Raw genomic sequence first — 26,994 nt, forward strand, 5'->3', positions numbered from 1 at the left:
CGCGCCGCCTGCCGGCCGCCGAACATCCGCACGAACCACGGGAACCGCGCCTCGATCGCCGGAGCCTGCGCCAGTCCGGTGAGGATCTGGAACGGTGCCAGCAGGAAGATCACCCCGGCGTAGCTCAGCTTCTGCAGCGCGTCGAACGGCTGGCCCGGCATCATCGGTGGCAGCCGGAACGCGTCGTAGGTGACCAGGTCGTGCCAGGCCGCCGGGAAGATGTCCCACGAGGTGGGGAGATAGCGGCGCCACTGGCCGGTGGCGAACAGCAGGACCCAGTACGAGATGCCGAGCAGGAGCCAGCCCATCACGGTGAAGAAGTGCCAGTGCCGGCCGATCCCGATTTTCTTGTGGCCGGGCAACGACACGATCGGGGAGTAGTCCTCCTCTTCGTCCATCGTGTCGTACAGCTTGTCCTTCGGCATGGTCTTGCGGGTGAACCTCGCCCACTCCGTGCCCGGCCTGCTGTGGTTGCGCCAGTAGAGCCTCGGGTGGGTGGCGAGGATCTCGATCCCGCTGCGGATGAGCAGGGTGACGAACAGCACGTTCAGCCAGTGCTCGATCCGCAGCCAGGCCGGAAAGTCGTTGTGCATCGCGATGGCCCCCTCATCGGATCGGCTGTCAGATAGACCTGTCGTCAGTCATGCCAGCCCCGGGTCTTTGGGTATGCGACGTTCATCCCGGTGACAACGGAGAAGTGCAGGCCCAGGAAGAACAGGCCGATCGCCAGCGTCACGTTGCCGAGCGGATAGTGCCAGTGGCCGAGCATCTGCGGCAGGCCGGGCAGCCCCACGGCACGGCTGACGAAGTACATCGCGATCGACGCCAGCGAGACCGCGCTGCCCAGGGCCCACCCCGACCGCGTCAGCGCCGGAACGGACCCCACCGACATCGCGAAAGCGGCCAGCAGCGAGCCGATGATCATCAGCAGGAACCAGACGACGACGTAGGCCGGAGCGGCGGAGTGCCGGATCAGCAGGAACATCTGGGCCACCGCGGTGGCCGCCAGCAGCGCCATGCCCCCGGCCGTCGTCGTCTTCGGCGCGTTGAAGGCGAAGTACCGGTAGAACGAGACGAGCTTTCCCGTTCCCGTCCAGCGGAGCGGTCCCGACCGGCGAATCTGTTCTGTGGTCACCGCTCACGCTCCTACGACCCGCGCCGCATGGTGCGCGCGATCAGCCGCCCGGGTCCGCGCAGCATCATGCGCTCCAGCCGGTGCCGTGCCCGCAGCGTCCTGGACGACCGCAGCCGATCCAGGCGGTCCTGCAGCCTCTCGCCCATCTCCACGAGCCACGCCTCGTCCATCAGCCTCTCCACCTCGGGGAACATCTCCAGTTCCTCGTCCAGATGGGCGTGGGCCTCCAGCACGTCGTGCATCAGCCGCAGCTCCTCCTCGAACCGGGCGCCGCCGGGATCGGCGCGCAACAGCGCGGCGAGTTGGTCGGTCATCTGGCGGTGCTCCGACCACGCGGCGTCGAGCTTCGGATGGAAGTCGCTGATCGCGGGGTAGAAGATGTGCTCCTCGATCCGCTCGTGCATCTGCACTTCGCTGTACAGCTCGTCGGTCAGCGACCGCCGCTGCTCGATGTCGTCACGAGAGGTGCGCGAGAGCCGTTCCACGATCCCGCGCAGGACTCCGTGATGCTCGTAGAGCATCCGTGTCGCCGTCTTCGGCGGAGTGATCACCTCAGTGGTCTGCTTCTTCCGGTCGGTGAGAACCTGTGTCCCCTTCTTCATGGCTGCATCTCCCGTTGGCGAGGCCGCGGCGGCTGAACCGGCATCTCCTGTTGGCGCGTCAGGGCGCTCCCCGGGGGGGCGCTCACCACGGGCGGCACCCGGCGCACCTCGATGCGGCCGTCACGGACGCGGGCTTGGAATCGCGGCACCGGTGCGATGGCCGGGCCGTTCTGGCTCTCCCCGGTCTCCAGATCGAACGCCGATCCGTGCCAGGGGCAAACGATCGAACCGTCCCGCAGCCAGCCCTGGGACAGCGGGCCGCCCAGGTGGGGGCAGGTCTCGCCGAGGGCGTGGATCTGACCGTTCGACCGGACGAGCAGCACGCCCACGCCGCAGGCCTCCACGCGGCGCGGGGTCCCCTCCTGCAGTTCGTTGGCACGCAGCACCGGTGTGAAATCGCGCGGCTGAAGGAGCCGGTCCGCCTCCTGCTCCGACTGGTCGGCTCCGATGAGGTGGCGGAAGGTGAGGCCGCCGCCGAGGTATCCGCTGACGGCCACCAGCGGATAACCGAGCATGGCCGCCAGACGCCCCCGCCCGTGGCGCTCCCGTCTGCGTTCCCACCAGGACCATGTGTACAGTCCGAGGGCGACGGCGTTGAGCGCGCCGTGGACGAGGCCGAGACGCCGGGCGTAGTCATGGGTGTACTGCCAGTCGGTGAGACCGGTCACCGCGGCCCCCAGGGCGCCCACCACCCCGAGCCCGACGGCCCGCCGCGCGGCCCGCTGGTATCCCTCACGCTCACGCCGGCCCTTCCCCGCCCCCATGGCGTCGAGGACCATCGCGGTCGTCCAAGACCCGATCGGCACGTCGGTGAGCGCCGGGTGCAGCGGATGCCCGAACCACACGCCGTGCAGGAATCCGCGGACCGGTCCCTGGGAGAGGCCGAACACGTTCTGGACGAACGCGTAGCCGTGCTCGAGCGTGTGGCCCGGTCTGTCGAGCCACTCCTGGCCCTCGATCTTCCGCATCAGCCGTTCGAGAGCGTGCTGAGCCATTCCTGACTCCAATCTCGTGCATCGGATCCCCCGGGGACGCACCGGGAGGATCCGAGGAGATGTCGCCGGCCGGACCGGCCAGCCGTGGCATGCTGCGCCGTACCGTCAGCCCCAGGCGGGCACGGCGCTTATTGCTGGTGCCCTACAGATCGGCACATAAACCCCAAACGACCTGAAACCAGACATAGTACGGGCGGGCACGGGGGCACGTGACGATGTGCGGCAGAACTCCTGGGAGTCGATTCAGGGGGAATCGTCCCGCCATGCCCGCTTCATCAGGCGGACGCCCAAGGCGAGGACCGCGACGCACAGGGCGATCGCCAACAGTACGGCGACGCCGTAGTCATCGGGCCATCCGGCGCTCCAGCCCAGGAACGGCAGGTAGATGGCGGCGAACGTCAACGGTGCGGCGACGAGGGCGGGCACCCCTCGCAGTGGCTGGCTGAGCGTGTAGACGATCAGCACGCCCGTGCCGCCGAGCAGCATCAGCAGAATGCCGGCGCCCGCCGACATCATGTCGGCGATATCTCTTCCGCTCATCGCGATGAGCAGTGCGCCGGACCACATCGTCAGCCCCGAGAGGACGAACCAGGCCGGTCGGCGCCGCGCGCCTCCGGCGAACCCGAGGGTGACGAGCAGTACGGCGAGCGCGGCCATCCCGGCCGCCTTGATCTCACTGCCGGTTCTCTCGCCGGGCTCGGCGAGCGGTACGGCCGCCCGTTCGGACAGCCCGCTGCCGTAATCGACGAAGCCGAACCGATGCCACCGTTCTGCCACGTCGCGCAGCACGACCCCGTCTGTCCGGTTGGCGACCGCCACCAGGTGCCCCCCGGTCACGGGCAGGACCGCCACGGCCACCGAGGCGGCCGGGTCCGACGGAATGCCGTACCGGTCCGGGTTCTCGTAGTGCCGGTCCAGCAGCCGTTGCCGTCCCCGCGAGATCTCCCAGGCCGTCGACCAGGTGGCTCCGCCGTCGGCCGTCTGCTCGACCTTCAGCCGCAGCGGGACGACCCGGTAGCAGCGCCGCGGCTCACCGGGCACGCACGCTCTGGTGTTCCGGTGCCCCGACGGCGCACCCTTCCATTCGCGCCACGACCGGCCCTGATCACTCGTGGCCAGAGCCCACCCCTCCTCGAGGCCCTCGCCCCTCTCCGAGCCGAGGAACACAACGATCGTCGAGCCGTGTACCTCGACATGCCGGGCCGACGGCGCCGGGGGTCCGGCGGAGGTGGCGGCCACCGCGAAGACGGCGGCGGGCAGCACGACCAGGGTCCGGGCCCGCCGAACCGCCCGGTACGCGTCCAGGCCCTGTGCGGCACGACCCCGGACCAGCCAGGCCACGGCCAGCAACGGCAGTCCGACCAGGTCGGTCGGGTCGGCGATCACCTGGGCGGATGGCGTGAACAGGCCCCACACGGCGGCCGCCGCCTCGGCTCCGGCCGCGGTCGTCTTCATGAGCGTGAAGAGTCCCCCGGTCAGCAGGATCGCCGCCGCTGCGATCCACTTCCCCGCTTCGAGGCGCGGGGCGGGAATCCGGCGTACGGCCCGGCCCACCGCTCGCGCGGCGAGGATCGCCGACTCGAGCAGCAGCGCCAGCAGCGGGGGCGCGACCAGCATCCCGGCGAAGTCGCTGAGCTTGCCGGTGACCACACCAGGCCACAGGCGCTTGAACAGGTGATCGTTGAGGATGAGCAGGGCGACGGCCGCCATCGTCACCGGGTGGCCGAGCCACGCGGTCGCCGTCACCGCCGCCTTGCCGTACGCCGCGCCGTCCCCGCCGCCGGTGGTCGCCCGGGGGCTTTGAGTGGTCACGATCGCCTCGCCTGGTCTCGTCGTCCCGTTGGACGATCACACCGGTCGCTCTGCAGCCATACCACATGTAAATCGTCAGAGTCGGCAGCAGACGTTACGAGTTCGGACCGCCCTCCACCAGTTCGCACTTCAGCCCCGGACGCAGAGAACTCCTCCCGAGGTGGGGATGCGGCGGTGGGCCGCTGGAGCGAGCAGCCCATCACCCTGGGCCCCAGCGGCATCATCACCCCGCTGGTCATCCATCCCGGCCGCATCGCGTCGATCACCGACCCCGACCGGGCCCGCGCATCCCCGGAACTCGCCGTACTGTCGACCATCCTCAACGCCAAGACCGGCGAGATCGAACCGGCCGCGCTCCAGGCCATGCTCGCCGGACTGAGCACTCTGGAAGCGGAGCAGGCCGAGCTATATTTGCACTACGTGCTCGACAAGCTACCGGACGTGGCGCAAAAGTACCTGAAGGAGCTCATGATCATGAACAGCGACCTGCTGAAGCGCGCCAAGGACCTCGCCCGCCCGTACGTGACCGACTGGATCGACCAAGGGCGGCAAGAAGGGCTCGCGGAAGGCGAAGCGAAGGCGATCCTGACCGTACTCGATGCCCGCGGCATGGAGATCTCCCCCGAGACCCGCGACCGGATCACTCGCTGCAACGACCTCGATCTGCTGACGACCTGGGTTCGCCGCGCCGTCACCGTGAACTCCACCGAGGAACTCTTCACCTGAAACCCACATCACTCCAGTGGCCCGTTTCTGACTGAGCCGCATCCCCAGGTCGTTGCGGACATCGTCGCCAGTGCCGGGCTCCCGACGAAAAATCCGGGAGCCCGGCATTCGTGTTTCCGCGTTGGGGCTCGGCCCATCTCCAAGACCACGACCCTTCAGGACGTTGCCGTGCCGGATTGGCGGTGTTCACCGGCCAGGGCCGGGTAACGAGAGCCGGAGAGACGACGGACTCGCCCTGGGCGGCATGTCCGCGAGACGGCGGGCCGTCGGCGAAGGAGGGGACGACATGACACGAGGCACCGATGTTGAATCCGTCCGCCGCGCTCTGTCCTCACTGGACTATCCCGCGGACAAGCACGACGTCGTACGGTGCGCCGAAGAGACCGGAGCCGACGAGCCCGTGATCCGTGTGCTCGCGGCCCTGCCGCTCGGCAGCTACGACAACCTGGACGAGGTCCTGCGTTCGATTCCACGCGATCCCTCACAGGAGGCCGGCCTCACGGCGGACGAGGAGACCAGGCTGGCGAGGGAACGGTCCGCCGGGGGACGGGGCCGGGTCGCGGAGCACCTGCGCGAACCACGTTGAGCCTGGGCGATCAGGGAAGAAGCCTGCGTCCGGCGAGCCTCCTCGCCCAGCGGTTTGCCCACGCGCCAGACCGCGTCGACACTGTCGATGGCCACATCCTCTTGACTGCATTTGTCAGATCGTCTAAACCACAGAGAGCCTGTGGATCACCCCCCGAGAGGACGACATGTCTGACAGAGCAGTCTTACGACTCGCGGCGCGCGCCGCGATGGCCGCAGCGACGACGGGCTCACTGGTCGCGTTCGGAGTCATGCCCGCCTCGGCGGCCGCGGACGCGGCCGGAGGCAAACCGCCGAGGACGACGAAGGGCCCCTGTCACTACACCGCGACTCCGGACGATCCGGCCGTACGGAAGGTGCCGCTGCCGCCGGACCCGCGCCGCACTCCCACCCGGCGAGTCTCCGCGGTCCTCAAGACCAACCACGGCGCCATCGGGCTCAGGCTTGACCCGGCCAAGGCGCCCTGCACGGTGCAGAGCTTCGTACACCTGATCCGGCACAAGTTCTACGACGTCACCTCATGCCACCGCCTGACGGCGTACGACCGGCTGAAGGTGCTGCAGTGCGGCGACCCGAGCTTCACCGGCGAGGGCGGGCCGGGCTATCAATACAAGGACGAGTTGCCCGGCGATCTGCCCCCGTGGCCGGGTGACACCACCGGGACGCGGAAGACGTACGCGCGCGGCGTGCTGGCCATGGCCAACGCCGGACCGGACACCAACGGCAGCCAGTTCTTCCTGGTCTACGGCGACTCGGGGCTGCCACCCAACTACACGGTCTTCGGGACGGTCGACGCCGCCGGGCTCGCCGCCCTGGATCGCATCGCCGCCGGCGGCATCGAGGCCACCCCGGAAGGCCCGACACCGCCGGTGGACGGCAAGCCCGTCCTTCCGGTCGACATCAAGCACGCCCGGATCTGCCGCTAGTCGATCACACGCGCCGCCCGGCCGTCGCCGGCGTGCCCGGTGTTCGCGTTTCTCACGTCGGACGCGCCCCATCTCCGCCGCACCGAGGTGGGGCGCCCCGCCGGCGGGTCAGTTGGGGTCGCGGCCGCCGAAGGCGGCGACTCTGTCGTACAGCGGCGCGTCGTCGGGCACCCGCACCGCGGGGCCGATGTGATGCCCGTCGGCCTCGTCACCGCGGAACTCCGGCTGGAGATTGTCCTGCCCCCACCGCAGCGCCGCCCGCCCCAGCTCGGGGTCCAGGTCGGTCGGCTGGCCGGTGGCCTTGGCGATGTCCCAGGCGTGAATGACCAACTCGGTGACGTGCTGGCCCACCGCCCATGTGGCCGGGATCTCGCCGAACGGCAGGCGCTGCGGCCGCTCCAGGGCACCCGGCTGTCGCCAGGCGGTGATCAGCTCGTCGGCCGCCGCGCGGTACGCCCCCGTCCAGTCGTCGCCGATGACGTCGACGCCGAGATGGTTCCGCTTTCCTCCCGCTGTCACCACGGCAAACTGGTGCACCTCGTCCACGACGTGGTTGACCAGCGCCCGTACGTCCCAGGAACGGCACGGTGTGGGGAGCGCCGCCTGCTCGGGCTGGACCTTGGCGATGACGGTGCCGGCCTGGTCGAGGGCCCGCACCAGCATGCCGAGGGGATCTACGTACTCACCCATGGTGGTTCCTTTTCACGCGTCAGTGGGTCCTGAAAGAGTGTCCCTACTTACATGTCGATCCATACCGCCCAGAATCGACAGAACGACGGCCTGTAACCCCAAGTAATTGACCCATCACAGGGTGGCGCGATTTCGGTGTGGATAAGATTCCACTTGGGATGGAACCTGTCCGTCTCGGATGTGATAAAGCCTCAGCCGTTCCGGGGGCGTGCTGCCGCCAAGGTGTCCTGATATTTCGGGGTTGCCGGTGCTATTGGGTGATGCCTACCTTTGACATCTACTGTGACGCGGGGGCGGGCACGGGAAGACGGGAACGGGGGGGCGGCGTGGCTGAGGAGATGGTGCCCAATCCTCGCCACGTGCAACTGGTGGAACTTCTCAGAGAAGTACATAACCGCTCTCAAGAGGTCGAACAGGCATACCAGCACCCTTATGCGTCGATGCAGTCGGAAAAGGTCTGGACAGGACCGACCGCTAAAAAGTGGACGGACGAGGTGGGCGACCGCCACCACCGTCTGGGTCGGCTCGTACGGCAGATCGTCCACGCGATCGAGGAGGAACTGCAGCGGCACCCCGCGTCGGTGCCACGTTCCCATGCCGAGCTCATCCGGCGGCAGCTGACCTGACATCCCTGACCCCATGGCCCCGGTTTCGAGAACAGGACCCGCGATGGCATCTCCCACCGGCGATTTCTGCGGCATCGACCCCGCCGCGATGCACGCCATGGCGACCGACCTGCGCCGGGCGGCCGACCGGCTCACCGAGTTCACCGCCGAGTTCGAAGGGCGCCTGCGGGCCAACGAGATCAGCACCGCGCCACTGGCGCAGATCGCCGCCATCGCCGACTGGGGCAGAAACCAGACCCCGATGCTCGCCGAGCGGGCCGAACTGATCAAAGCGCTGAACGGTACCGACGATCACACCTTCGCCCACCTGCCCGACGCGCTGGACAGTCTCGCGGCCGGCCGGAACCTGGCCCTGATGTACGGCGGAGACGTGAACCTCGGGGGCGGGGGCATCCTGGCCGGCGACAACATCAGCGCGGAGTCCAAGGGCGAGTTGGTCCACGCGCACATCGAGGAACTCGCCCGGCTGGCCAAGGATCCCGCGGCCGCGGCGGCGTTCTTCGCCACGCTGCCCGCGTCGGTGCGCGACGCGCTGCCCAACCTCCTGATGAACACCGGCAGCCCGAGCGCGAAACAGGACCTGGCCGCGTTCAGCGCCGTGCTGGGGGCGGCGCTGCGCGCACCCGGTCGCATCCCCGCGTTTGAGAAGGTGAAGGCCGAGCTGCTGAACAAACCCGCCAGTCCGGCGGGGGCGTGGGACCGGCTGGCGCTGCTGGCGGGGGCGAAAGCGCCCACGGCCTACCGCGTGGCCGCGGCCCGCGCACTCGCACTGGACGACTTCGCCAAGAACCCCAGGCGGGACTGGGGTGGCGCGGGTCCGCACGAGACGAAGACGTACGGCTACTCCTCCGATGTGGTCGCCCTCGCGCTGGAGCTGCTGGCCGGGGACGGCGAGGCCGCGCGGGCCGCGTTCGCCCAGCTGGGCGGCGAGGAGGTCAAGCTCAGCCAGGTCGACACGATGAAACTGTTCCTGGACTACGCCAGACGAGCCGGTGCGGGCGACGATGTCGCCGGCGTCTTCGGCAAGGTGCTGGCGACCGCGTCGGGAGCGTACGAGGAGAAGGACGGGGCCCATTCCCCAGAGGCCTCGCGATTCGCCTTCGAGGTGATCCGGGAGCTGCCCGGACTTGGCGTGCTGCGGCCGATGCGGACGCACATGGCCGAGATCGCCGGGTCGTACGCCACGGAAATCACCGAAGGGGCCAACCTCAGCGACGCCAACCGCACCCAGGACAGCGCCTTCGAACCTGTGAAGACCATCGTGCCGGGCTTGAATCCGGCTTTTCGCCTCAGCCCGAAAGACACCTACGAGTTCGTCAAGACGTTCGCGGACTCCCCGGCCGGCATCAAGCCGTTCGAAGAGGGGATGGGGAATCTCACCGGCAGGATCGTCAACGCCGCGGCGAAACTGGACAACGGCAAGAGCACCGACCATCTCGAACGGACGATGCGGGCGCTGGGGTATGTCGCGGGGATGCAGTTCACCACCGAGCGAGAGGTCCAGGGGAAACTCGACGCCGACGACCAGGCCTGGGTCAAGAAGGAGATGTTCGCCTACGGCGCGGCGCTCGGCGTGTTGGGGATGGGCATCCCCGGCCTGACCGGGCAGGCCCTGTGGGTGGGCGTTTCCAGCCTCAGCCCACTCGGCGTGGAGCCCCTGCTCACCCCGGACAAGAGCCGGCTGAGCGAGCTCGAGGCCAAAGACCGCATCGCGTCGATGGCCCGCGAAACCTGGCTGGCGAACGTGCTGATGTCCAACGGCTTCAAACCGAAGGTCCCGCCGGACGACCCACGCTTCGCCAACGCGCCCATCGTCGGCGACGACGGCGCCCTGCTGCCCTTCACCGAGATCGCCAAGAACAAGGAAGCCGTACGGAACTTCGACAACTGGCTCATCGCCAACGGCTCCGGCGGAACGGACAAAACCCAACTCGGCGAAGCGCAATCAGTAACCAAGGAGACATTTCTAGGAGCAAGAAAAGTCGTAGAAGTTCGAGGCCCATCACCCTACTCATGATATTCGGCTTCATGTTAACGGCAAGCATTCTGTCTCACCTCGCACCTCAATCCTGCCTTTACCCGGAGAGGAAAGCACGAGTCGGTGGCGGTATTTGACGCTGACTGCCTGCTGATAGGTCTGAGTCATGCCATCTTTTATAAGCTTATAGTCGCTGACTGAGTCCAGGGTGCCGATCAGCATGAGAGTCACGATTTCGGGATCCCCTGATCCTGCGCCCGCCCTTGCCTTGACAGCGTAGGTTCGCTTGTACCTATCGTTTCCGCAGGGGATATTCTTATCGCCGAGGTCGGTCACCTCGATGTCAACAGCAAATACATTTTTCAAAATCTGGCCGGTATGACTCTTGAGGACCTTCTCAGCCTCGGCCACAGTGGGCTCTGGATCGCCGCATCCAGACAGAACCAGCCCGGCTACCAGGGAAATCGATACGATGCGCCACGCGTGAAGCCCCATGCGATCCTCCAGACAACCTGGTCCACGTATCACACTCCATCATGTCAAGCAACCGGCCCATCGTACGTCTGATTTGCGGAAATACCCAGAGCAGGCTTCTCGCCCAGCGAGGTATAGCCCATAGCCGAAAGCCCTGCTCGCCAGCCGAAATAATCGGCGCCTTTCCGCCTTGTTTCCGGGTTCGTCTGCACTGGACGGCGGCCCCGAGGTGCATGCCTTCAGACCTCGGGGCCGCGTCGTGGCCCGCCTGCCGCCACGGGGGAAGTACGGCAGGCGGCCGGCTCAACTTGCCGGGCAGCGGTGGCCGGCGTCCGGGAAGGCCGCCCCGAGCCCCGCCGATCGCGGTCAACAGCGACCGGCGAGGCAGCTCTCAGCGGGCCAGACCCAGCAGCAGATCCCGCCACAGGCCACGCGCCCGGCAGGTGATCAACCGCTCGCTCTCCCGCACCACCGGCCTGCCCCGGCTGCGGTCGGTCCGGCGGATGAACCTCAACCCCCCGGCCGCGCACAGCTCGCACGAGACGGGCATGCAGTCGTCACATGTGTGCTGGACGACCCGCGCGTACGACGTGCGATCTGGGTCGGGCATCCACCGCAACCGCACACAATCGGACTACTCTGGCGGCAGATGCAGGCCCAGGCAGTACGGAGGAAACTCACCCGGGTCCGGCCGCCAACCGCTCACGCCGTCGCCGCCAGGCCGGCCGCATTCCCCAGCCCGACCGGGCTCTCCTGTCTGGGCGTGCTCTCCTGCCCGGGAGGGCCGGCCTGCTCGGCGATGCTCTCCTGCTGCGCGATGGCCTGGCCCAGCTCACGCAGATCGTCGGCGTCGACCGTACGCCACGCCCCCGCCCGCTCGGCGGCCACGGGGAAAGACCGCTCCCGCGAGGCCCACAACCGACCGGCGTCGCTACGCATGATCCGCCATCCGGCGAACCCCGAAGCAGGGGAAACGGCTCTATCGTCTGTCACAGGATCAGGACCTCGATTCCTGGTTCAGGGGTCCGTACGGCGTTGCAGCGCCTGCGGACCCCGCTTGTTCACGTCGTCACCCCCAGATACAACACTGTGTAACCCCCGCATCACAGATGTGAACGGGGGACACTAAGGGTGGTCGAGACACTCCCGGGTCTGACGAAGAGGTGAACGCGATGGTCGCCGAGCTCCCCCTATGGGCCGTACGGCTGCGCGCCGAGCGGCGCAACCGGCTGTGGAGCCAGAAGGAGATGGCCCGCCGCCTCGTCGAAGCCGCCGACGAGGAGACACGAAGAGGACTTCCCGTTCGAGAGACGATCGTCCGCCGCATCAAGGCATACGAGGCCGGACATAATCAACCGCGTGATCCGTACCGGCTGTTGTACGTACGAGCGTTCGGTGTGAGCGAGGAAGATCTCTTCGGAGAGCACGTAGCATCCAGCAAGGGAAAGGAAACGCGGGAGGGCCTGCCCGACGAGTCCGGGGCATTGGCTGACGAGCGGCTGAACTACGCCATCAAGCATCCCGGCAGCGTCGACCTGGTTGCCGTCGCACGCATACGCGAGCGTGTTCACGCCTTGGGTGCGCGGTACGACAACGTCTCGGCGGCATCGTTGCTGGTGGACGCGGGGCAGCACTTCGGCCAGGTGGCCTTCCTCAGAACTCAGGCGTCATCCAGTCTCGTCCAGCGCGAGCTGTGCACCGTGGAGGCCGAGGCGGCCACGCTCATGGGGCAACTGGTCTGGGATGCCTCCCAGCGACGCGATCACGCGACTACCCGGGCTTACCTTGCCCAGGCGGTGGCGGCAGCCCGGCAGATTCACGATCTGGCCGCCGAAGGACACGCGCTTCTACGAACCAGCTTCGTCGCGCTCTACACCGAGAAGGACCCACAAGCCGCGCTCGACCTGGCGTTACAGGCGGCCCAGCGCGCCGGGCACAGCAGCCTGGTGTTGCGTGGCCTGGGGCTACTCCATGCCGCAGAGGCCTACGCGACGCTCGGACGGCGACAACCGGACTGCGAACATGCCTTGGGCGAAGCCGAGACCTGCTTCGAGCAGATCAGCACAGTGGATGCGGCGATCGACATGTTCTCGCCTGCCCAGCATGGCCGGCTCGCGGGCTCGTGTTACCTGCTGCTCAACGACGCCAAGCGGGCGGAGTCGATCCTGGAGAGCACCGCTCAAGCCCTCCATGGTCGACCCAAGTCGAAAGCGATCGTGCTCGGTAATCTGGCTCTCGCTCGCGTCCGTCAGGGGAAGCTTGACATGGCGGCGGCATCGCTGAACAGCGCCATCGACGTGGTGGCGAGGACACGGGGCGGCGGGGGGTTCAACATCGTGTTCAGCGTCGGCCGGGAGCTCCGGCCATGGCGGGAAGCTCCAGTCATCCGGGACGTGTACGACCGGTTGTTCGCCCTTGTCGCTGCTGCATGAGGAGACGTGATCAGCATGGAGAAGGACCAGGCCAAGCAGGCGGTCCGGGAACGGATCTGGGTACTTTTGGAACGGGAGCGAGTTGTTCCGCCCGGTGTCCGCGGCCGCATCCCGACATTCTTCGGAGCCGACGCCGCCGCCGATCGGCTCGCGGAGCTAGCGGTCTGGCGGGAGGCGGCGGTCATCAAGGCTGTGCCGGACAAGGCCCAGCTTCCCGTACGGGCGCGGGCGCTGACCGAGGGCAAGCTCGTCTACATGGCCGTGCCCAGACTGGCCGAAGCGAAGCCGTTCTACCTCCTCGATCCGGCGACGCTGGCCGTGCCCGCTCATGAGGCCGCCTCCAGCAAGGTCGCCGCAACCGTGGCACGCAAAGTCGACGTAGCGGAGATGCAGCCGGTCGACCTGATCGTGTGCGGCAGCGTCGCGGTCAATCGGGAAGGCGTACGGCTCGGCAAGGGCGCCGGCTACTCCGACATCGAGGTGGCGCTACTCCAAGAGGCCGGGCTGATCGGCCCGGACACCACCATCGTGACGACAGTGCATTCCTTGCAGGTCGTCGACGAAGACCCGCCCGAGGCCGAGCACGATTTCAGAGTTGATCTCATCGTGACACCTGACGAGATCATCGAGTGCGGGCCGCCACGCAGACCGCGTGGTCTCTACTGGGACAACCTGCCCCAGGAAATGATCACCGCAATCCCAGCGCTCGCGGCTCGCCGTACGAACACGTGAGGGACTCCACTTTGCGTGTATCGCCTTTTTACGCTGGGGGCATGAGCGACGACGATTCCCATTGGCTACGAGGCTGATCTCCGCATCGCCACCTCCAATAACAACAGTGCGTAACTCCCACATCACAAATGTGATCGGGGGACACTGGGGATGGTCAAGACACCCCCAGTCCGACGAAGAGGTGAACGCGATGGTCGCCGAGCTCCCCCTATGGGCCGTACGGCTGCGCGCCGAGCGGCGCAATCGGCTGTGGAGCCAGAAGGAGATGGCCCGCCGACTCGTCGAGGCCGCCGACGAGGAAACCCGTAGAGGACTTCCCGTTCGGGAGACGATCGTGCGCCGGATCAAGGCGTACGAGGCCGGACACAACGAGCCGCGCGATCCCTACCGCATGCTGTACGCCCGGGCCTTCGGCACCAGCGAGGCCGAACTGTTCGGCGACAGCAGCAGCGCTGCCGACGGCGACGACGAGTTGGACGCTCTGGAGCTGGGCCGCCGAGCTGCCGCGAGCGATATCGGAGGATCGACACTCGAACGGCTGGAGCTGGCCGTCGACGATCTCGCGGTCGCCTATCCCGGGACGCCGCCACGCGAGTTGCTGGAGCGGGTGCGCCGTCATCTCACCTACGTCTCCCAGCTCGTCAACGCGAAGAAGACCCTCACCGAGCATCGCCGGCTCCTCGTGGCCGGGGGCTGGCTCTCGCTGCTGGCCGCGACCTGCCTCATCGACCTACGCCGGTTCCCGGGAGCGGCGGCGCGGCTTCGTACCGCCGCCCAGTTCGCCAGGGACACCGAGCACCGGGAGATCGCGGCCTGGTGCCTGGAAACGGAGGCATGGCAGGTCCTCACCACCGGTGACTTCCGGCGAGCACTGGAGCTGTCCCAGACAGCGCAGCGAGTCGCACCGCGGGGCAGCTCGGCGTACATCCAGGCGACCGCCCAGGAGGGCCGAGCCTGGGCACGCCTGGGCGCCGCCAAGGAGACCCGCGTCACGCTGAGCCGGGTCGCGCACCTGGTGGAGCCACTGCCAACTCCGGATCAGCCTGAACACCACTACCGGTACGACCCCGCCAAGTCGGACGCCTACACCGCGACCACCCTGTCGTGGCTCGGCGACCCGGCGGCCGAGCCGTACGCCCGCGGCGTACTCGCCCGGCTGGAGTCCACGACCGACGGCCCACCGCGCCCACGAAGGGCCGTGTCCGCACGGCTCGACCTGGCGCTCGCGCTCCTGGCCGCCGACCAACCCGACGAGGCCGGGCACGCGACGCTCACCGCCGTCACGAGTGGGCTTCTGGTGCCCTCGAACTACTGGCGGGCAGCCGAGGTCATCACCGCCCTGGAATCGCGGCGCGTACCCGAGGCCGCCGAGCTACGCGAGGCATACCGGGAACTGCACAGCCCATGACCGAACACTCTTGAGCGCCACCAGGCGTGTCATGAGTCCGGCGCTATCGCCCGGCCGCGTGGGACAATCATGGTCGTCAGGCTTGGATCACCCCAAACTCGAGATCACCGTTGAGTACATGTGGGCGGGGTCGGCGGACAGGTTCTGGTCGATCCAGCCGGGAAGAGGCGGGAGGTCCCGGATCCATGGCAGGAGGCTCCGGTAGACCCCGGTCGCGTCATCGGGGCGTTGAGCCGGTTCCTTGGCGAGCAGCCGTCGTGTCAGCTCCTCAAGCTCACCGGGCACTCCCGCCATCGGCGGCGGGTCTTCCTCCCTGCTACGGGCGATCTCCCGCAGCAGGTCGCGGGACTGGAACGGCCGTGCGCCGGTCAGCAGCTCGTACAGCACGCAGCCGACAGTGTAGAGGTCGCTGGCCCGGCTGGCGTCCTCCCCGTCGACGAGCTCGGGCGCCATGTAGCAGGCGGAGCCCGGGATCTGCCCGGTCTGCGTGATCCGGGAGAACTCACTCGCGCCGAGCGAGGCCGCCACGCCGAAGTCGATGACCTTCACCGCCCCGTTCCGGCACAGCACCAGGTTCTCCGGCTTGACGTCGCGGTGCAGCAGCCCGACCTCGTGCGCGGCGGCCAGTACGGCGCACACCTGGGCGCAGGCGAAGGCCGCCCACGCCACGGGCAGGCTGCCTTCCTCGTCCTTGAGCTTCCCGACCGAGTCGCCGCGCAGCGCCTCCATGACCATGAACAGGTCGCCGTCGTCGCCGAAGTCGTAGACGACCGGGACTCCGGGATGACGGAGCCGGGCGGTGATCCGGACCTCGCGGTGGAAGCGCCGTCGTGCGTCCTTCTCCGAGACCAGGTCGGCGGAGCTGATCAGCTTGATCGCGACCGGGCGGTTGAGCCGCAGATCGGTGCCCTCCCACACCTCACCCATGCCGCCCCGCCCGATGGGTGAGGTGATCCGGTAACGGTCGGCGACGGTCCTCATGGCAGGAACCTGCTCTTGGCGCCGTGCCAGCTGATCACAACGCTGTCGCGTGCCCGCGTGGCGGCCACGAAGAGCAGTGACCGGGCACGCTGCGACTCCCGGCGGAAGCGCAGCGGGTCGTCCTTCTCGAACGCGAGGACCCGCCGACCGGGCAGCAGCCCCTCCGCGACACCGGCGAGGATCATGCGCTGATACTCCAGTCCCTTGAATCGGTGCATCGTCCCCACGTGGACGAGCGCCTCGATGAGCTTCGGCCCGTCGGGGCCGATGGAAGCCGCCATGATGCCGGCCCTGCCCAGCCGGTTCTCGACCTCGGCCACCATCTGCCGTTCGGGCACGCAGACCGCGATCGAGCCCCCGCCCCACTCCCTGACCCGCTCGACGATCCCGTCCAGCTCGGCGGCCCAGGTCGGGTACGGCGTGAGCACCGGCTCGGGCCCGCGCAGCACCGAGCGGTAGCCGGTCAGGTCGTCGTTGCCGTCGTCGAGGTCGTCCCACTCATCCTCGCCGACCAGGCGGCAGGCCGTACGGAGGATCTCATGGGTTGTGCGGTAGCTGAGGCTCAGCTTCGACGACCGGCCCCGGATGTTGATGCCCAGGCTGCCCAGGGAGATGTGGTTGGCGTAGATCCGCTGGTGGGTGTCGCCGGCGATGAACAGGTCGTCGGGGCCTTCGGGGACCATCGCGCGCAGCATCCGCCAGTGCGCCGCGCTGAGGTCCTGCGCCTCGTCGACGACGATGTGACGGTAGGGGTGGCGGTACCAGATGCCGGAGTCGTGCTGCAGTTTCACCGAGCTGACCTGTCCGGCCTGGTAGGAGGCGACCGCCCTGGCCCGCTCGATCGCCAGCCGCGCCGCCCGCTCGGCGACCTGCCGGAAGGTCCACAGCTTCCTGTCGTCCAGCCGCATCACGTAGCGTTCGATGAGCTTCCAGATCTCCGCCCGGTCCTGCCTGCTGATGGCGCGGCCCCGTCCGGCCCGGCGGGCGCGGAAGTACTCGGCCCGGGTCGCGACGCCCTGACCGAGGATCACCTGCGACCACTCGTCGTGCAGGAACTCGGGGTCCCACCGGTGCTCACCCAGTTCGTCGAGGAGCCCCTGCCATTCGATGACGGCCTTGGTGTCGTCGATCCACTGCCGTCCGGAGCCGGCCTGGGTGGCCGAGACGAGGCCGCTGGCCAGTTTGTCGATGTTGACGATGTCGACGCGCTTGACGACCTCCTGCCCGGCGAGGTCGAACAGCCGCCGCCGCAGGTCGGCGGCGAGGTTCTTGTTGAACGTGGTCAGCAGGACGTCCTTGCCCTGGCCTGGTCCGAGCCGTTCCACCAGGTGCTTGACGCGGTGCAGCGCCACGATCGTCTTGCCCGTTCCGGGGCCGCCGCTGACGCGGGCGGGGCCGCTGTAGGCGCGCTCCACGATCTTCCGCTGGGCGGGGTGCAGGAACACCCGCCAGCGTCCGAAGTCGCCCTCCTCCAGCACCTCCTGCAGGGCGGTGTCCTCGGTGGTCACGACCGTGGCGGGGCGGGCGAGCGCCGCCTGGTAGTCGTCGGCGTCGACGTTCTCCTCGACCGCGACCGGCGCGGTGACCTGGTCCATGACCTCGTCGACCGTCTTGCCGTCGTACAGCGCGAGCAGCACCTCAGCGGTGAGCTGCGGCGCGTAGGCGGTCAGGCCGAGCAGCTCGTCCTCCGTGGCGATCTTGGCGATCAGGCCGAGCAGCGGCCCGGCGACGCCCAGACTCAGCAGGGTCTCGGCGGAGAACTTCGCGAACAGCGGTTCCGGCCGCGCCGGGATCTCCTCACCCGGCGCGGGCGGCACCGGGGATGCCTGGGACACCGGCGGCACCGGCGGCACCGGGGACAGCGGGGACACCGGCGGTGCGAGGACGACCGTCTCCTCGATCGTCAGCAGATCGAGGAACTCGATGCCGCCCGTCACCGGGTTGATCTGGTAGGCGAACTTGTCCAGATTGTCGTAAACCTCCTGGCGTGGTTTGACCGCGACCAGGATGTAGTCGCCACCCCCTGCGTGCAGCAGCAGCGCCCGGTAGTCCAGGTTCACCCGCGCCGAGTACAGCCGGGGGTGCCCCTTGAGCTGCTTGAACCGCAGACCGGGGCTCTCCGGGTCCTGGCGGAACTTGTGCTGGAAGTCGTAGATGGCGCCCTTGACCGCCCGCGGGAGCTTGAGGATCTCCTTGTCGGCCTTGTCGAGAAGCCGTAACGTCGCCCTACTCACACGGCCTCCTTCATCGACGCGTGCGCGGTACCGCTGTACCGGTCGTCACTCACCGGGCCCCTCCCCTGTTGTCGGCGCCGATCCGCTCGGCCAGCTCCTCGGCCGTCCAGCCCCTCGCGATCCGTACGTCCCAGCCCGCCTGCGCGTAGGCGGCGTCGCGTTTGCGCGCCTCGTCGTCGTCTCCGGCGAGCACGACCGCCACCTTCGCCTGCGGCCAGGCCAGCTCGGCCTGCCAGGCCTGCTCGCCGAGCTCGTAACCCGCCTCGGGCGCGGACACCCCCAGATCGGTGAGGGCGTGCGCGAGCAGCGCCAGCAACGGGTCCTCGGGGTCCAGGAGGTCGAGCACGTCCTCCCAGTCCTGCGGCACGGCCGTCTCCCCCGCCCCGGCGGGTGTCCCGGCCTCCTCTGGCGCGGGCCGTACGGCTTCCGCGGCCACAGCGGGCGGTCGCGGTACGGACGCCGCGACGTCGGCGAGATCCCCGGCGAGGTCCCCTGCGAGTTCTTCGTCGAGCGGGAGCCTGCTGAGCACGCTGAGGAGACCATCGCCGCCGGCCGCAGCGAGCTGCGCCGGGTCGAATACGCCTGGATCGAACAGGGCCGGGTCGAGGAGGTCCAGGCCGGTGCGGGCGAGCTGCCCGCCGTCGCCGGCGCCGACGTCGAGGAACTGCAGCAGGTTGCCCCAGTACAGCCAGGCGGCCCAGCGGCGCCGGTGCGTCTCCTCGTCGGCGGTGATCGTCTCGTTTCGGTCGTCGACCACGGTGAACCCGCTCCACGCGGGTTCCGCACGCCGGTCCAGGATGACCGTGAGCGGGCAGCCGTCGAGGTCGGCCGTGGAGCAGACCGTGATCGGGCCCGCCGTTCCGGCCGGGAGGTCCTCGCCGCGCAGCGACGCCGCCACCCGGTCCGCGACGTCGCCCGCGTCGCACCTGCTCACGGCGCGGGGCTCCTTGACCGTGCCCGCGACCACCGCCTCGGCCCGGTGCAGCCACAACCCCCGGTCGGGTTCGCGGAGGAAGGCGAGCAGCGTCTCGACCGGGTTGGTCCACATCGTGCGGACCAACTCGACCGGGTCGCGCTCCGGTTCCAAGCGCCGGTAGAACGTCCGCGCCTGTTCCTGGGCGATGCCCCGGTACGGCTTGCGCAGCGGCTCGACGGACAGGTCCGGGGCGAAGCTTCGCCCCTCCCACTCGTCGAGGTTCTCCCAGGTCAGCTGGAAGACGAATCGGCCGTGGGCGCGCAGCCGGGCCCGCTTGGCCGCGTCGTCGGACAGCCGGTTGATCTCCGCGGTGGCGTGGTAGGCGTAGCCGTCGAGGTAGACCGCGACCTCCCGCGGTTCGTCGCCCACCAGCCGGAACAGCACGTCGGGCCGGGTGCCCCTGATGGTGTTCTGCAGGGTCATCCGCCAGTGCCGGATCGTGCCGTCCGGTGCCTCGATGCGCAGGTCGGCGGTCTTCCTGCCGTCGACGACCTCGCCGCGGGCGAGCGCGGCGCGCGTGTCGGGCCGGCGGGCCCACGCCTCCAGCCCGTCGAGGAATCGCGCCTCCAGCTCGCTCTCGACCTGGTCCCACAGTGAGATGTCGGCCGTGGTCGCGACCCGCGCGGCCTCCCACTTCTCGAGCAGTTCGGCGAGCATCTCCAGCGCGTCGGCCCGGCTGACCTTGTCGTACAGGCTTCCGGGGACGTGGGAGAGCAGGCAGCGGTGGCAGGCCCGTTTGTCGCGCTCCTCCTTGCACCGGCACTCCGCCACGATCCGGTACGCCTCGGCGAGCACCTCACGGAAGCCGTCCGGTGCGGAGAGCCGGTGCAGATAGCCGGTGCCGCCGGGCAGCGTGTCGTGCAGCACGAGGAAGCGCCGCTCCCGCCCGGTGGCCGGGTCGGGCATGGTGGCGGTGACGATGTCCAGGTGGTCGGGGTCGCCGCCGTACCTGGCCGCCACCCCCGCCATCAGCGCCGCGCGGAACGAGGCGGTGCGCTGCTCGATCATCAGCGTGGCGACGGGAAGCAGGATGCGCAGCGCCTCGGTGTGCAGCTCATGGGCGAGGATCAGCTTGACGTGCTCGGTGTCACCGGCGGCCCGCCGGAAGGGACACCACGGCCGGTGGTGGCTGCGTGACCGGTCGAACGACGAGGTGGCGACCAGCCCGTCGGACTCGCCGGAGGCAGGGGGGCCGTCCACTGTCGTCCCGCCACAGGACGGGCACGCGTGGAAGGGGTTGAGCCGGACCAGCTCACCCGCGAACCGGTCGCCCGCCGGCCGGTCATAGCGGGTGGTGCCCAGGTTGAACCGGCGGATGACGGCCCGGCGGGTGAAATCGACACCGAAGACGGCCGTGGCGTGCCGCCACGAGCCCGGCGCGATGTCGGCCGGGTCGACGTCGACCGCGACGGCGCGCTCGTAGTAGCGCCGCTTCCGGTCGTCGTGGTCGTCGCGGATCTGCACGTCGTCGCGGCGGTCGTGCGCCGTGACGCGGGTGGGCCGCAGCACCTTGTGCAGCGAGCCCAGCTCCCCGATGTCCCGGCTGCCGCAGCGCGGGCACGGCGAGGTGTCCTCGACGGCCCGGAAGGTCCGCACGTGGCCGCAGCCGGGGCAGACCCGCCAGTGCTCCCAGGCCGGGCGGGACGGGGTGCCGATGTCCAGGCCGGTGATCTGGTGCTGGTAGCCGCGCATGTAGAAGGAGTTGCCGGGCGCCAGCTCGGTGAGGGCCAGCCTGGCGGGACGCCGGTACTCCCGGACTTCGCTGTGGTAGTGCCTGCCGCCCGGGACCTCCTCGTCCCAGGTGATCGTCGCCTCCAGGTCCGTGGTGGCATCGATGAGAGAGTAGTTCGGCAGCAGGCCGAGCTCGACCAGCGCGGCCTGGGCGCTCTGGCGGCCGATGTCGCCGATGAGCCTGGCGACGGCCCGCCGTTCGGCCGCCAGCGACCGCTTGATCGTCTGCTGGCTCGGGTCGGACTCCACCAGCGTCTCGGACGCCGCGTTGATCACGTTCAGCCGCTCGCGCAGGTCGTCCAGGCGCCGGTGCCACACCCGCTCGGCCTCCGTCACGGCCTCCTTCAGCCCGCCCGCGGCGAAGGCGCGCAGGTCGGCGGCGGCCGCCTCGCTCACCGCTTCGCCGAACAGGTCGAGGAACCCTTCGGCGAGCGCCGCGCCGGATGCCAGCGCCGCGGAGGTGAAGGCGGCCAGCCAGCCGGTCTCCCCGAACAGCACCGACGCCCGCCGGGGCAGCGCCGTACTGCCGGGGAGCCGGTCGCGGGCGCACAGGTCGACCAGATGAGCGACGTACTGCCGGCGCAGGATCTCCACCGCCGACAGATAGCTGCCGGGCGGCACGATCTCACCGGCGATCACGTCGCGTGGTTCCTCGAGGAAGTACAGGTCGCGCGGGGACCGGCCGACCATCGTGACCAGGAACGCGTTCCCGGTACGGCGGCCCGCCCGGCCGACCCGCTGCACGTAGTTGGCCGGTCCCGGCGGAAGCGAGGCGAGGATGACCGCGGACAGGTCACCGATGTCGATGCCCAGCTCCAGCGTCGGCGTGCAGGACAGCACGTTCGGGTCGCTGTAGCGGGCGCCCTCGCGGAAACGCTGTTCGGTCAGCTCACGCTGACGGCGGGTGAGCGCGCCGGTGTGTTCTGCGGTGACGACCCGGAACACCCCCTCGCCCCGGTAGAGCCGACGGTAGTAGTCGGCCCGGTGGTCGCGGATGTCCTCCCGGGTGTCGCCGCCGGTCAGCGAGCCGCCGCATCGGTAGCGGGGGCACGGCTGGCCGTACCAGCCGGCGACGAGATGCGGCGGGACGGTCTGCTGCCAGGCGCACCGATCGCAGCCGACCCCGGCGTCGTTGACATGCTCGTCACCGAGCAGGTGCACCCGGATGTGGCCGGGCCGCAGGCCGTACACGCCGGTGGAGCCGTCGTCGGCGGTCCGCTTGGCGACGACGCCTTCGGCGGCCAGCAGGGGCAGCAGCCGCGACAGGTACTCACCGGCCTGGCCCCGGGTCAGGCCGAGGCAGCGGGCGGCCCAGTCCTGCGGCCAGCCCTGGTCGGCGTCGATCCGGTCGAACTCCGACTTCCGTTTGAGCCGGTCGAGCAGAAAGGTCGGCGCGCTGACCCCGCGCGGGAACGCGGGCATGCCGTCAGGTCGGCGGCCCCAGACGCCGTTGTAGCGGCTGGTCCCGGCGTTGCCGATCCACCTGTCGAGCCAGGCGTGCTTGACCGCGCCCCGATAGCGGAGCCGTTCCAGCAGGCCGCGGACGAAGACGAGGTAGCGCGCGTCGCTCCGCATCTCGACCATGCCGGAGGTGGCGGTGTGCGCGTCCCGGGCCAGCGCGGCGATCCTCACCGGGTCGGCGAGCACGACCTCGGCGGCGGCCGTCCGGGTGAGTTCGAGCGTACGGCCCTGCCGGGAGCGCAGGCCGAGCTCCATGACGGCGGCGAACGCCAGCCGCTCCCCGATGAGGTTCCACGCGTCGGCGCCGCCTTCGGCCTCCCCGGCGAGGATCGCGTCGATCTCCGGGCGGTCGTGCAGGTCGGGCGGGACCACCGCGGGCAGCACCCCGGCCTCGCTGGCCGCCGCCGCCAGGTCGCCGATGAGATCGTTGAGCAGGATCGGCGCCTCCTCGTCCAGCCGGGAGGTGAGCAGCCGACGCAGCGAGAAGGCGTAGGACCGGTTGGCGACGAACCCGGCCCGGTGCGCGGCGTCCTGCACCGAGTCGTTGAAGAGCAGGGTCTTGCGCTGCTCCGGCTCCAGTTGGCCGCCGGCGAACAGCTGCGTGATCGCCACCGAGGCGAGCGAGGCCAGGCCCGAACCGAGGAAGCGGATGCCCTCGTCCATCTCGCAGGCCGGGCAGCGGTCCTGCTCGGCGGCGTAGAGCGCCTCCTGCGTGGTGCGCAGGTCCGTCAGCACGAAGACGATGTCGCCCTTGCCGTAGGTGTCGCGCGCCGGGTCGTACGGCCGGACCCGCTCCCCGTCGAGGACGGCGAGGCCGCGCACCGCCGCCTCCACCTCGCGCTCGGTCGCCTGGATCAGCGGGCGGACCCGCTTCTTCTCCGCGCCGACGTTCGCCCGGTAGATCCGCTCCGGCGTGGTCACCAGCTGCTCCGGGTCACGCTCCGGCGATAACGCGGCCCAGCCGGAGCGGCCGCAGTGGCGGCAGTAGACGGCCGGGAGCAGGGTCTTGCCGAGCACGCTGAACGTCGAGTCGGCGTCCACCACGGGCAGCTCGCCGATCCAGGCGAAGGCCGCGGTGTGGTGCGCCACGCGGAGCAGCCGCGAGACCGCCCGCACCCACATGTGCGTCTCGATCATCAGGAACGGCCGCCTCGGGCGGCCTTCGGGGCCGTCGGCGTCCTCAGCTCTCTCGGCGTCGTTGTTCTCGGGGTCCTCGTGATCCTCGGAGTCCTCGGGGTCGCGGGCGTGCGAGAGCAGCGCGACGAACCGGGCCAGCGCGGTGGCCGCCCGGTCCGGGTTGGCGCGGATGGCGGCGCCCCAGTTGTAGGCGCCGCGCCGGGGCAGCAGATCCAGCATCTCGTCGGAGGTGCGCGGCTCGCCGCCGAGCACGTCGAGCACGGCCTGGGTGAGGATGTGCCGCCGCAGTTCCTTCCCCAGCTCCTGCGGGTCGAGCCCGGCCCGCCCGGTGACGACCGTGGCGAGCCGCTCCATCGCGGCGGGGTCGCGCAGCGGGTCGCCGCAGGCGATGAGGTCGTCGGGGCCGGGCAGCGGAAGCGTGACGTCGATGTCGCCGACGAACTCCTCCACGGTGAGCCGGTCCTCGCCGACCACGGCGTCTTCGGGGAACGGCGTGCCGAAGACCTGCTCGGCGACCTCGCGGATGCCGCTCCCCGCCTGGCCTGTGTTCCCCCCCAGACCCGTGTTCTCCCCCAGGCCTGTGTTCTCCCCCAGGGTGGCGGAGGTGGCGACCGGGCAGATGTCGCCGAGCGGCCGGCCCGGCCGCGAATGCCCGGTCGCGGCGGCCAGCCGGCGCAGCAGCATGGCCACGTCGGTGCCCTGCGCGCCGTCGTAGGTGTGGAACTCGTCGACCACCACGTAGGTGATCTCGGCGTTCTGCCAGAGCGGCAGGTCGTCGGGGCGCTGGAGCAGCAGGTCGAGCATCTTGTAGTTGGTGATGAGCACGTCCGGCGGGTTGCGCCGGATCTCCGAGCGCTGCGTCATCACCTTCGGGTAGGCGACCTCGGGGGTGTCGCCGATGTAGAGGGCGGCGGTCACGTCATGCAGTTCCGGCTGCTGTAAGTAGCCGTTGATGCGGTGCGCCTGGTCGGTGGCCAGGGCGTTCATCGGGTAGAGCAGGACGGCCTTGACACCGCCGCGCCCCTTGGCCCGCTCCCGGCGGCAGTGGTCCAGCACGGGAATGAGGAACGACTCGGTCTTACCCGAGCCGGTGCCGGTGGTGATCAGCGTCGGTTCGGCCCGCTTACCGAGCGTGCTGAGGCGTTCGAAGGCCTTCGCCTGGTGCCGGTACGGCGAGAAGCCCGCCGGCGCCCATTCCAGCGTCTTGCGCCAGCCGTCCTCGGCCGTCCGGAACGGCGTGCGGATCCGCAGGTACGGCCCGCGGAAGATGCCCTGCTCGGGATGGTTGAGGAAGCGTTCCAAGGCCTCACGAACGGGCCGGTCGGCCAGCGCGAAGGTGGTCGTGAGGTACTGCGTCAGGCTCTGCCGCAACTCCTCGGCGGCCAACGTCGGCCTCACCGCGCCCCCTCCCGAACTCGTACGGCCCGCCCACACCTGAACCCGCTCCGCACCCGCACTCCTGTTCGACCAACCCTGAGCAATCTAACCCTCAGTGACGATATCTTTACGCAATGCTGACCAACGTCTACGTTGACGGGTTCAACCTCTACTACGGCTGTCTGAAGGACACCCCGTACAAGTGGCTTGACCTCGACGCCCTCGCCCGTCGCCTGGTACGGCAGGGCCGCGTTAACCGGATCCGTTACTTCACCGCGCGAGTCACGGCGCGACCCGACGATCCGGGAGCCCATAAACGCCAAGACACCTATCTGCGCGCCCTGCTGACCATCCCCCATCTCAGCATCCACTTCGGACGCTTCCAGGAACGCATCACGCGCATGCCACTGGCCTTCCCGGAGCCCGGCGCCCATCGAACGGTCGAGGTCATCAAAACCGAGGAGAAGGGATCGGACGTCAACCTGGCGACGGCTCTTCTTCTTGACGCCTTCCGGCGGGACTGCGACAGCGCCCTCGTCATCAGCAACGATGCCGATCTCGCGGAACCGATTTGGGCGGTCCGCCACGACCTTGGAGTCTCGATCGGAGTGGCCAACCCTTACCCCTACGAGAGGCGAGCCATTGACCTCATCGCCGCACGCCCCACATTCCTCAGGCAGATCAACCCCGGCATGCTGAGGGCTTGTCAGCTGCCCGACCTGGTCCAGGATGCCCACGGGAAGATCAGGCGCCCTGGGCGATGGTGAGAAAAACATAGAGCCCCGTCCAAGGAACGGGGCTCCGGGCCACCCATCGAAATGAGTGGTGCAGTCGAGGACAGTAAACAGGACCGTCTCCGTGTCTGTCAACTCACTCCATGTAACAGATGCGCTTCTAGCCTCACCCCAGGCCGTGAGCGACACGCAGGCCAGACGCCCAGCACCATCATCCAGGGACGCGAAGACAGCGCGAAGGCCGGGCACCCGATATCCCTCGGTAGTCCCGGCCCCACTTCCACACTCCCAGGGGTGCGGCACAGACGAGGATCCCGCAGACGGCGTGACCGGGCAAGCGGATTCCACTGCCGCCGAGGCAGAGGAGAGATCAAGCCACCCAGCCTGCGAGCCGCGCGTGGCACGACAGCGCGAAGGCCGGACGCCCGATTCCATCGGGAGGCCCGGCCTCACTTCCGACACCCGCCGAGGGCGCGGCATCACCAAGCCTGCCTCACCAAGGGTGATCAGGCAAGCACATTGAGCCATAAGCGCAAGCGCGAAGGTCGGGTAACCGACTTCCGATCGAAGAGCCGGCCGGAAGACCATCCAAGGGGTGGGGTGCCCATCTCCGCGTCCGTCCAGACGCCCCCACCCCCTCCCCCTGACCGCGTGGATGCATCCCATCCTGTGCGCACAGGATCGACGGGATCTCGTCCACGGCCATGGCATGGCGGGGGATCCACCGGATACACCAAGCACGCCAGACGGACTGCGTACTGTATCCGGCGCCCATCCGTCGAAACGGATGAGCAGTATCTGCACCCCATTAGACCGAGAACTGAACGTGGCCGGCAACTGACTTTCTGATATCACTGCCGCTTGGGGGTCCGAAAGCGGAACAAATCGGGACGTCACGACATGCTCACGAGAGCCATTGTTTGGCTCAGAAGATGCAGGACCGGACGCGGGCGGGCAAGCGGCGTCCGGGACGAGACCAATCAACAGATGAGAGGCGCGGAAGCCGGGCCACCACCTGCGGAGGTTAACACGGCCCCACTTCACGGCCCCGAACGGGCCGCGCTCCGTCTCCCTCAGTCCGGCCGGCGTCTCCGCATCGACTTCACAGGTCGGCGCGGCCAGGAAAAAGGAGTGAGGCCCCGTCCGGTGGGCGAGGCCTTCAACCACCGACACGAGTTCGGTGGCGCGGTTGACACCAGCAAACCGGCTTCCATGCGTATCCGTCAACTCACTTTGCGTGAG

21 protein-coding genes are annotated in these 26,994 nt (G+C 69.1%); 9 read left to right on the forward strand and 12 right to left on the reverse strand.

Annotated elements, in window-relative coordinates; genetic code table 11:
* The 5 genes from ACFHYQ_RS18505 to ACFHYQ_RS18525 form a co-directional block, all read right to left on the reverse strand.
* Positions 1-593, reverse strand: a 593-nt coding sequence (locus ACFHYQ_RS18505) for a cytochrome b/b6 domain-containing protein (RefSeq protein WP_394302410.1), incomplete at its 3' end; no start/stop codon positions are given.
* Positions 594-637: 44 nt separating this feature from the next.
* Positions 638-1,135: a hypothetical protein gene (locus ACFHYQ_RS18510; RefSeq protein WP_394302411.1), complete on the reverse strand. Its 498-nt coding sequence runs from the start codon at positions 1,133-1,135 to the stop codon at positions 638-640.
* 11 nt (positions 1,136-1,146) lie between these two features.
* Entirely contained in the window at positions 1,147-1,737 is a 591-nt protein-coding gene (locus tag ACFHYQ_RS18515) for a hemerythrin domain-containing protein (protein ID WP_394302412.1), read from the reverse strand.
* Positions 1,734-2,732 (reverse strand): Rieske (2Fe-2S) protein, encoded by a 999-nt coding sequence (locus ACFHYQ_RS18520; protein ID WP_394302413.1) that lies wholly within the window; start codon positions 2,730-2,732, stop codon positions 1,734-1,736. The genes ACFHYQ_RS18515 and ACFHYQ_RS18520 overlap by 4 nt, the downstream gene beginning before the upstream one ends.
* 243 nt (positions 2,733-2,975) lie before the next feature.
* On the reverse strand, positions 2,976-4,544 hold the full coding sequence (locus tag ACFHYQ_RS18525) for a hypothetical protein (protein ID WP_394302414.1): 1,569 nt from the start codon (positions 4,542-4,544) through the stop codon (positions 2,976-2,978).
* 174 nt (positions 4,545-4,718) lie between these two features.
* On the opposite strand from ACFHYQ_RS18525, the gene ACFHYQ_RS18530 reads away from it, so the two are divergent.
* The 3 genes from ACFHYQ_RS18530 (at position 4,719) to ACFHYQ_RS18540 (ending at position 6,781) form a co-directional block, all read left to right on the forward strand.
* Positions 4,719-5,270, forward strand: coding sequence for a hypothetical protein (locus ACFHYQ_RS18530; protein ID WP_394302415.1), 552 nt, complete (start codon positions 4,719-4,721; stop codon positions 5,268-5,270).
* A 286-nt stretch (positions 5,271-5,556) separates the two neighbouring features.
* Positions 5,557-5,856 (forward strand): DUF2795 domain-containing protein, encoded by a 300-nt coding sequence (locus ACFHYQ_RS18535; protein WP_394302416.1) that lies wholly within the window; start codon positions 5,557-5,559, stop codon positions 5,854-5,856.
* A 166-nt stretch (positions 5,857-6,022) separates the two neighbouring features.
* Positions 6,023-6,781, forward strand: a complete 759-nt coding sequence (locus ACFHYQ_RS18540) for a peptidylprolyl isomerase (RefSeq protein ID WP_394302417.1) — start codon at positions 6,023-6,025, stop codon at positions 6,779-6,781.
* 108 nt (positions 6,782-6,889) lie between these two features.
* Here ACFHYQ_RS18540 and ACFHYQ_RS18545 read toward each other — a convergent pair whose 3' ends face one another.
* Positions 6,890-7,471, reverse strand: coding sequence for a TIGR03086 family metal-binding protein (locus tag ACFHYQ_RS18545; RefSeq protein WP_394302418.1), 582 nt, complete (start codon positions 7,469-7,471; stop codon positions 6,890-6,892).
* Positions 7,472-7,911: 440 nt separating this feature from the next.
* Between ACFHYQ_RS18545 and ACFHYQ_RS18550 the strand changes: the two genes are divergently transcribed.
* Entirely contained in the window at positions 7,912-8,097 is a 186-nt protein-coding gene (locus tag ACFHYQ_RS18550) for a hypothetical protein (protein ID WP_394302419.1), read from the forward strand.
* A gap of 43 nt (positions 8,098-8,140) precedes the next feature.
* A complete protein-coding gene (locus ACFHYQ_RS18555; RefSeq protein WP_394302420.1) occupies positions 8,141-10,114 on the forward strand; it encodes a hypothetical protein in 1,974 nt (657 codons plus the stop codon).
* Positions 10,115-10,123: 9 nt separating this feature from the next.
* Here ACFHYQ_RS18555 and ACFHYQ_RS18560 read toward each other — a convergent pair whose 3' ends face one another.
* The 3 genes from ACFHYQ_RS18560 to ACFHYQ_RS18570 form a co-directional block, all read right to left on the reverse strand.
* Positions 10,124-10,570, reverse strand: a complete 447-nt coding sequence (locus tag ACFHYQ_RS18560) for a hypothetical protein (RefSeq protein WP_394302421.1) — start codon at positions 10,568-10,570, stop codon at positions 10,124-10,126.
* Positions 10,571-10,940: 370 nt separating this feature from the next.
* Entirely contained in the window at positions 10,941-11,159 is a 219-nt protein-coding gene (locus tag ACFHYQ_RS18565; protein WP_394302422.1) for a hypothetical protein, read from the reverse strand.
* Between the two features lie 92 nt (positions 11,160-11,251).
* Entirely contained in the window at positions 11,252-11,488 is a 237-nt protein-coding gene (locus ACFHYQ_RS18570) for a hypothetical protein (RefSeq protein ID WP_394302423.1), read from the reverse strand.
* 233 nt (positions 11,489-11,721) lie between these two features.
* Here ACFHYQ_RS18570 and ACFHYQ_RS18575 point away from each other — a divergent pair, with 233 nt between their 5' ends.
* The 3 genes from ACFHYQ_RS18575 (at position 11,722) to ACFHYQ_RS18585 (ending at position 15,121) form a co-directional block, all read left to right on the forward strand.
* A complete protein-coding gene (locus ACFHYQ_RS18575; protein ID WP_394302424.1) occupies positions 11,722-12,981 on the forward strand; it encodes a helix-turn-helix transcriptional regulator in 1,260 nt (419 codons plus the stop codon).
* 15 nt (positions 12,982-12,996) lie between these two features.
* The gene (locus ACFHYQ_RS18580; RefSeq protein ID WP_394302425.1) at positions 12,997-13,713 is read left to right on the forward strand and encodes a 5-formyltetrahydrofolate cyclo-ligase; all 717 of its coding nucleotides are present in this window, start codon (positions 12,997-12,999) and stop codon (positions 13,711-13,713) included.
* Positions 13,714-13,903: 190 nt separating this feature from the next.
* Positions 13,904-15,121, forward strand: coding sequence for a helix-turn-helix domain-containing protein (locus tag ACFHYQ_RS18585; protein WP_394302426.1), 1,218 nt, complete (start codon positions 13,904-13,906; stop codon positions 15,119-15,121).
* Between the two features lie 87 nt (positions 15,122-15,208).
* On the opposite strand, the gene ACFHYQ_RS18590 is transcribed toward ACFHYQ_RS18585, so the two are convergent.
* The 3 genes from ACFHYQ_RS18590 to ACFHYQ_RS18600 are packed head-to-tail and all read right to left on the reverse strand — an operon-like array spanning position 15,209 to position 25,039.
* On the reverse strand, positions 15,209-16,102 hold the full coding sequence (locus tag ACFHYQ_RS18590; protein WP_394302427.1) for a serine/threonine-protein kinase: 894 nt from the start codon (positions 16,100-16,102) through the stop codon (positions 15,209-15,211).
* The gene (locus tag ACFHYQ_RS18595) at positions 16,099-18,336 is read right to left on the reverse strand and encodes a UvrD-helicase domain-containing protein (protein ID WP_394302428.1); all 2,238 of its coding nucleotides are present in this window, start codon (positions 18,334-18,336) and stop codon (positions 16,099-16,101) included. The genes ACFHYQ_RS18590 and ACFHYQ_RS18595 overlap by 4 nt, the downstream gene beginning before the upstream one ends.
* Positions 18,337-18,385: 49 nt before the next feature.
* Positions 18,386-25,039, reverse strand: a complete 6,654-nt coding sequence (locus ACFHYQ_RS18600; RefSeq protein WP_394302429.1) for a DEAD/DEAH box helicase — start codon at positions 25,037-25,039, stop codon at positions 18,386-18,388.
* A 113-nt stretch (positions 25,040-25,152) separates the two neighbouring features.
* Here ACFHYQ_RS18600 and ACFHYQ_RS18605 point away from each other — a divergent pair, with 113 nt between their 5' ends.
* Positions 25,153-25,785, forward strand: coding sequence for an NYN domain-containing protein (locus ACFHYQ_RS18605; protein WP_394302430.1), 633 nt, complete (start codon positions 25,153-25,155; stop codon positions 25,783-25,785).
* Positions 25,786-26,994: the final 1,209 nt, after the last annotated feature.

This window comes from Sphaerimonospora cavernae (assembly GCF_042435035.1).
In the GTDB taxonomy this organism is placed as follows: Bacteria; Actinomycetota; Actinomycetes; order Streptosporangiales; family Streptosporangiaceae; genus Sphaerimonospora; species Sphaerimonospora cavernae.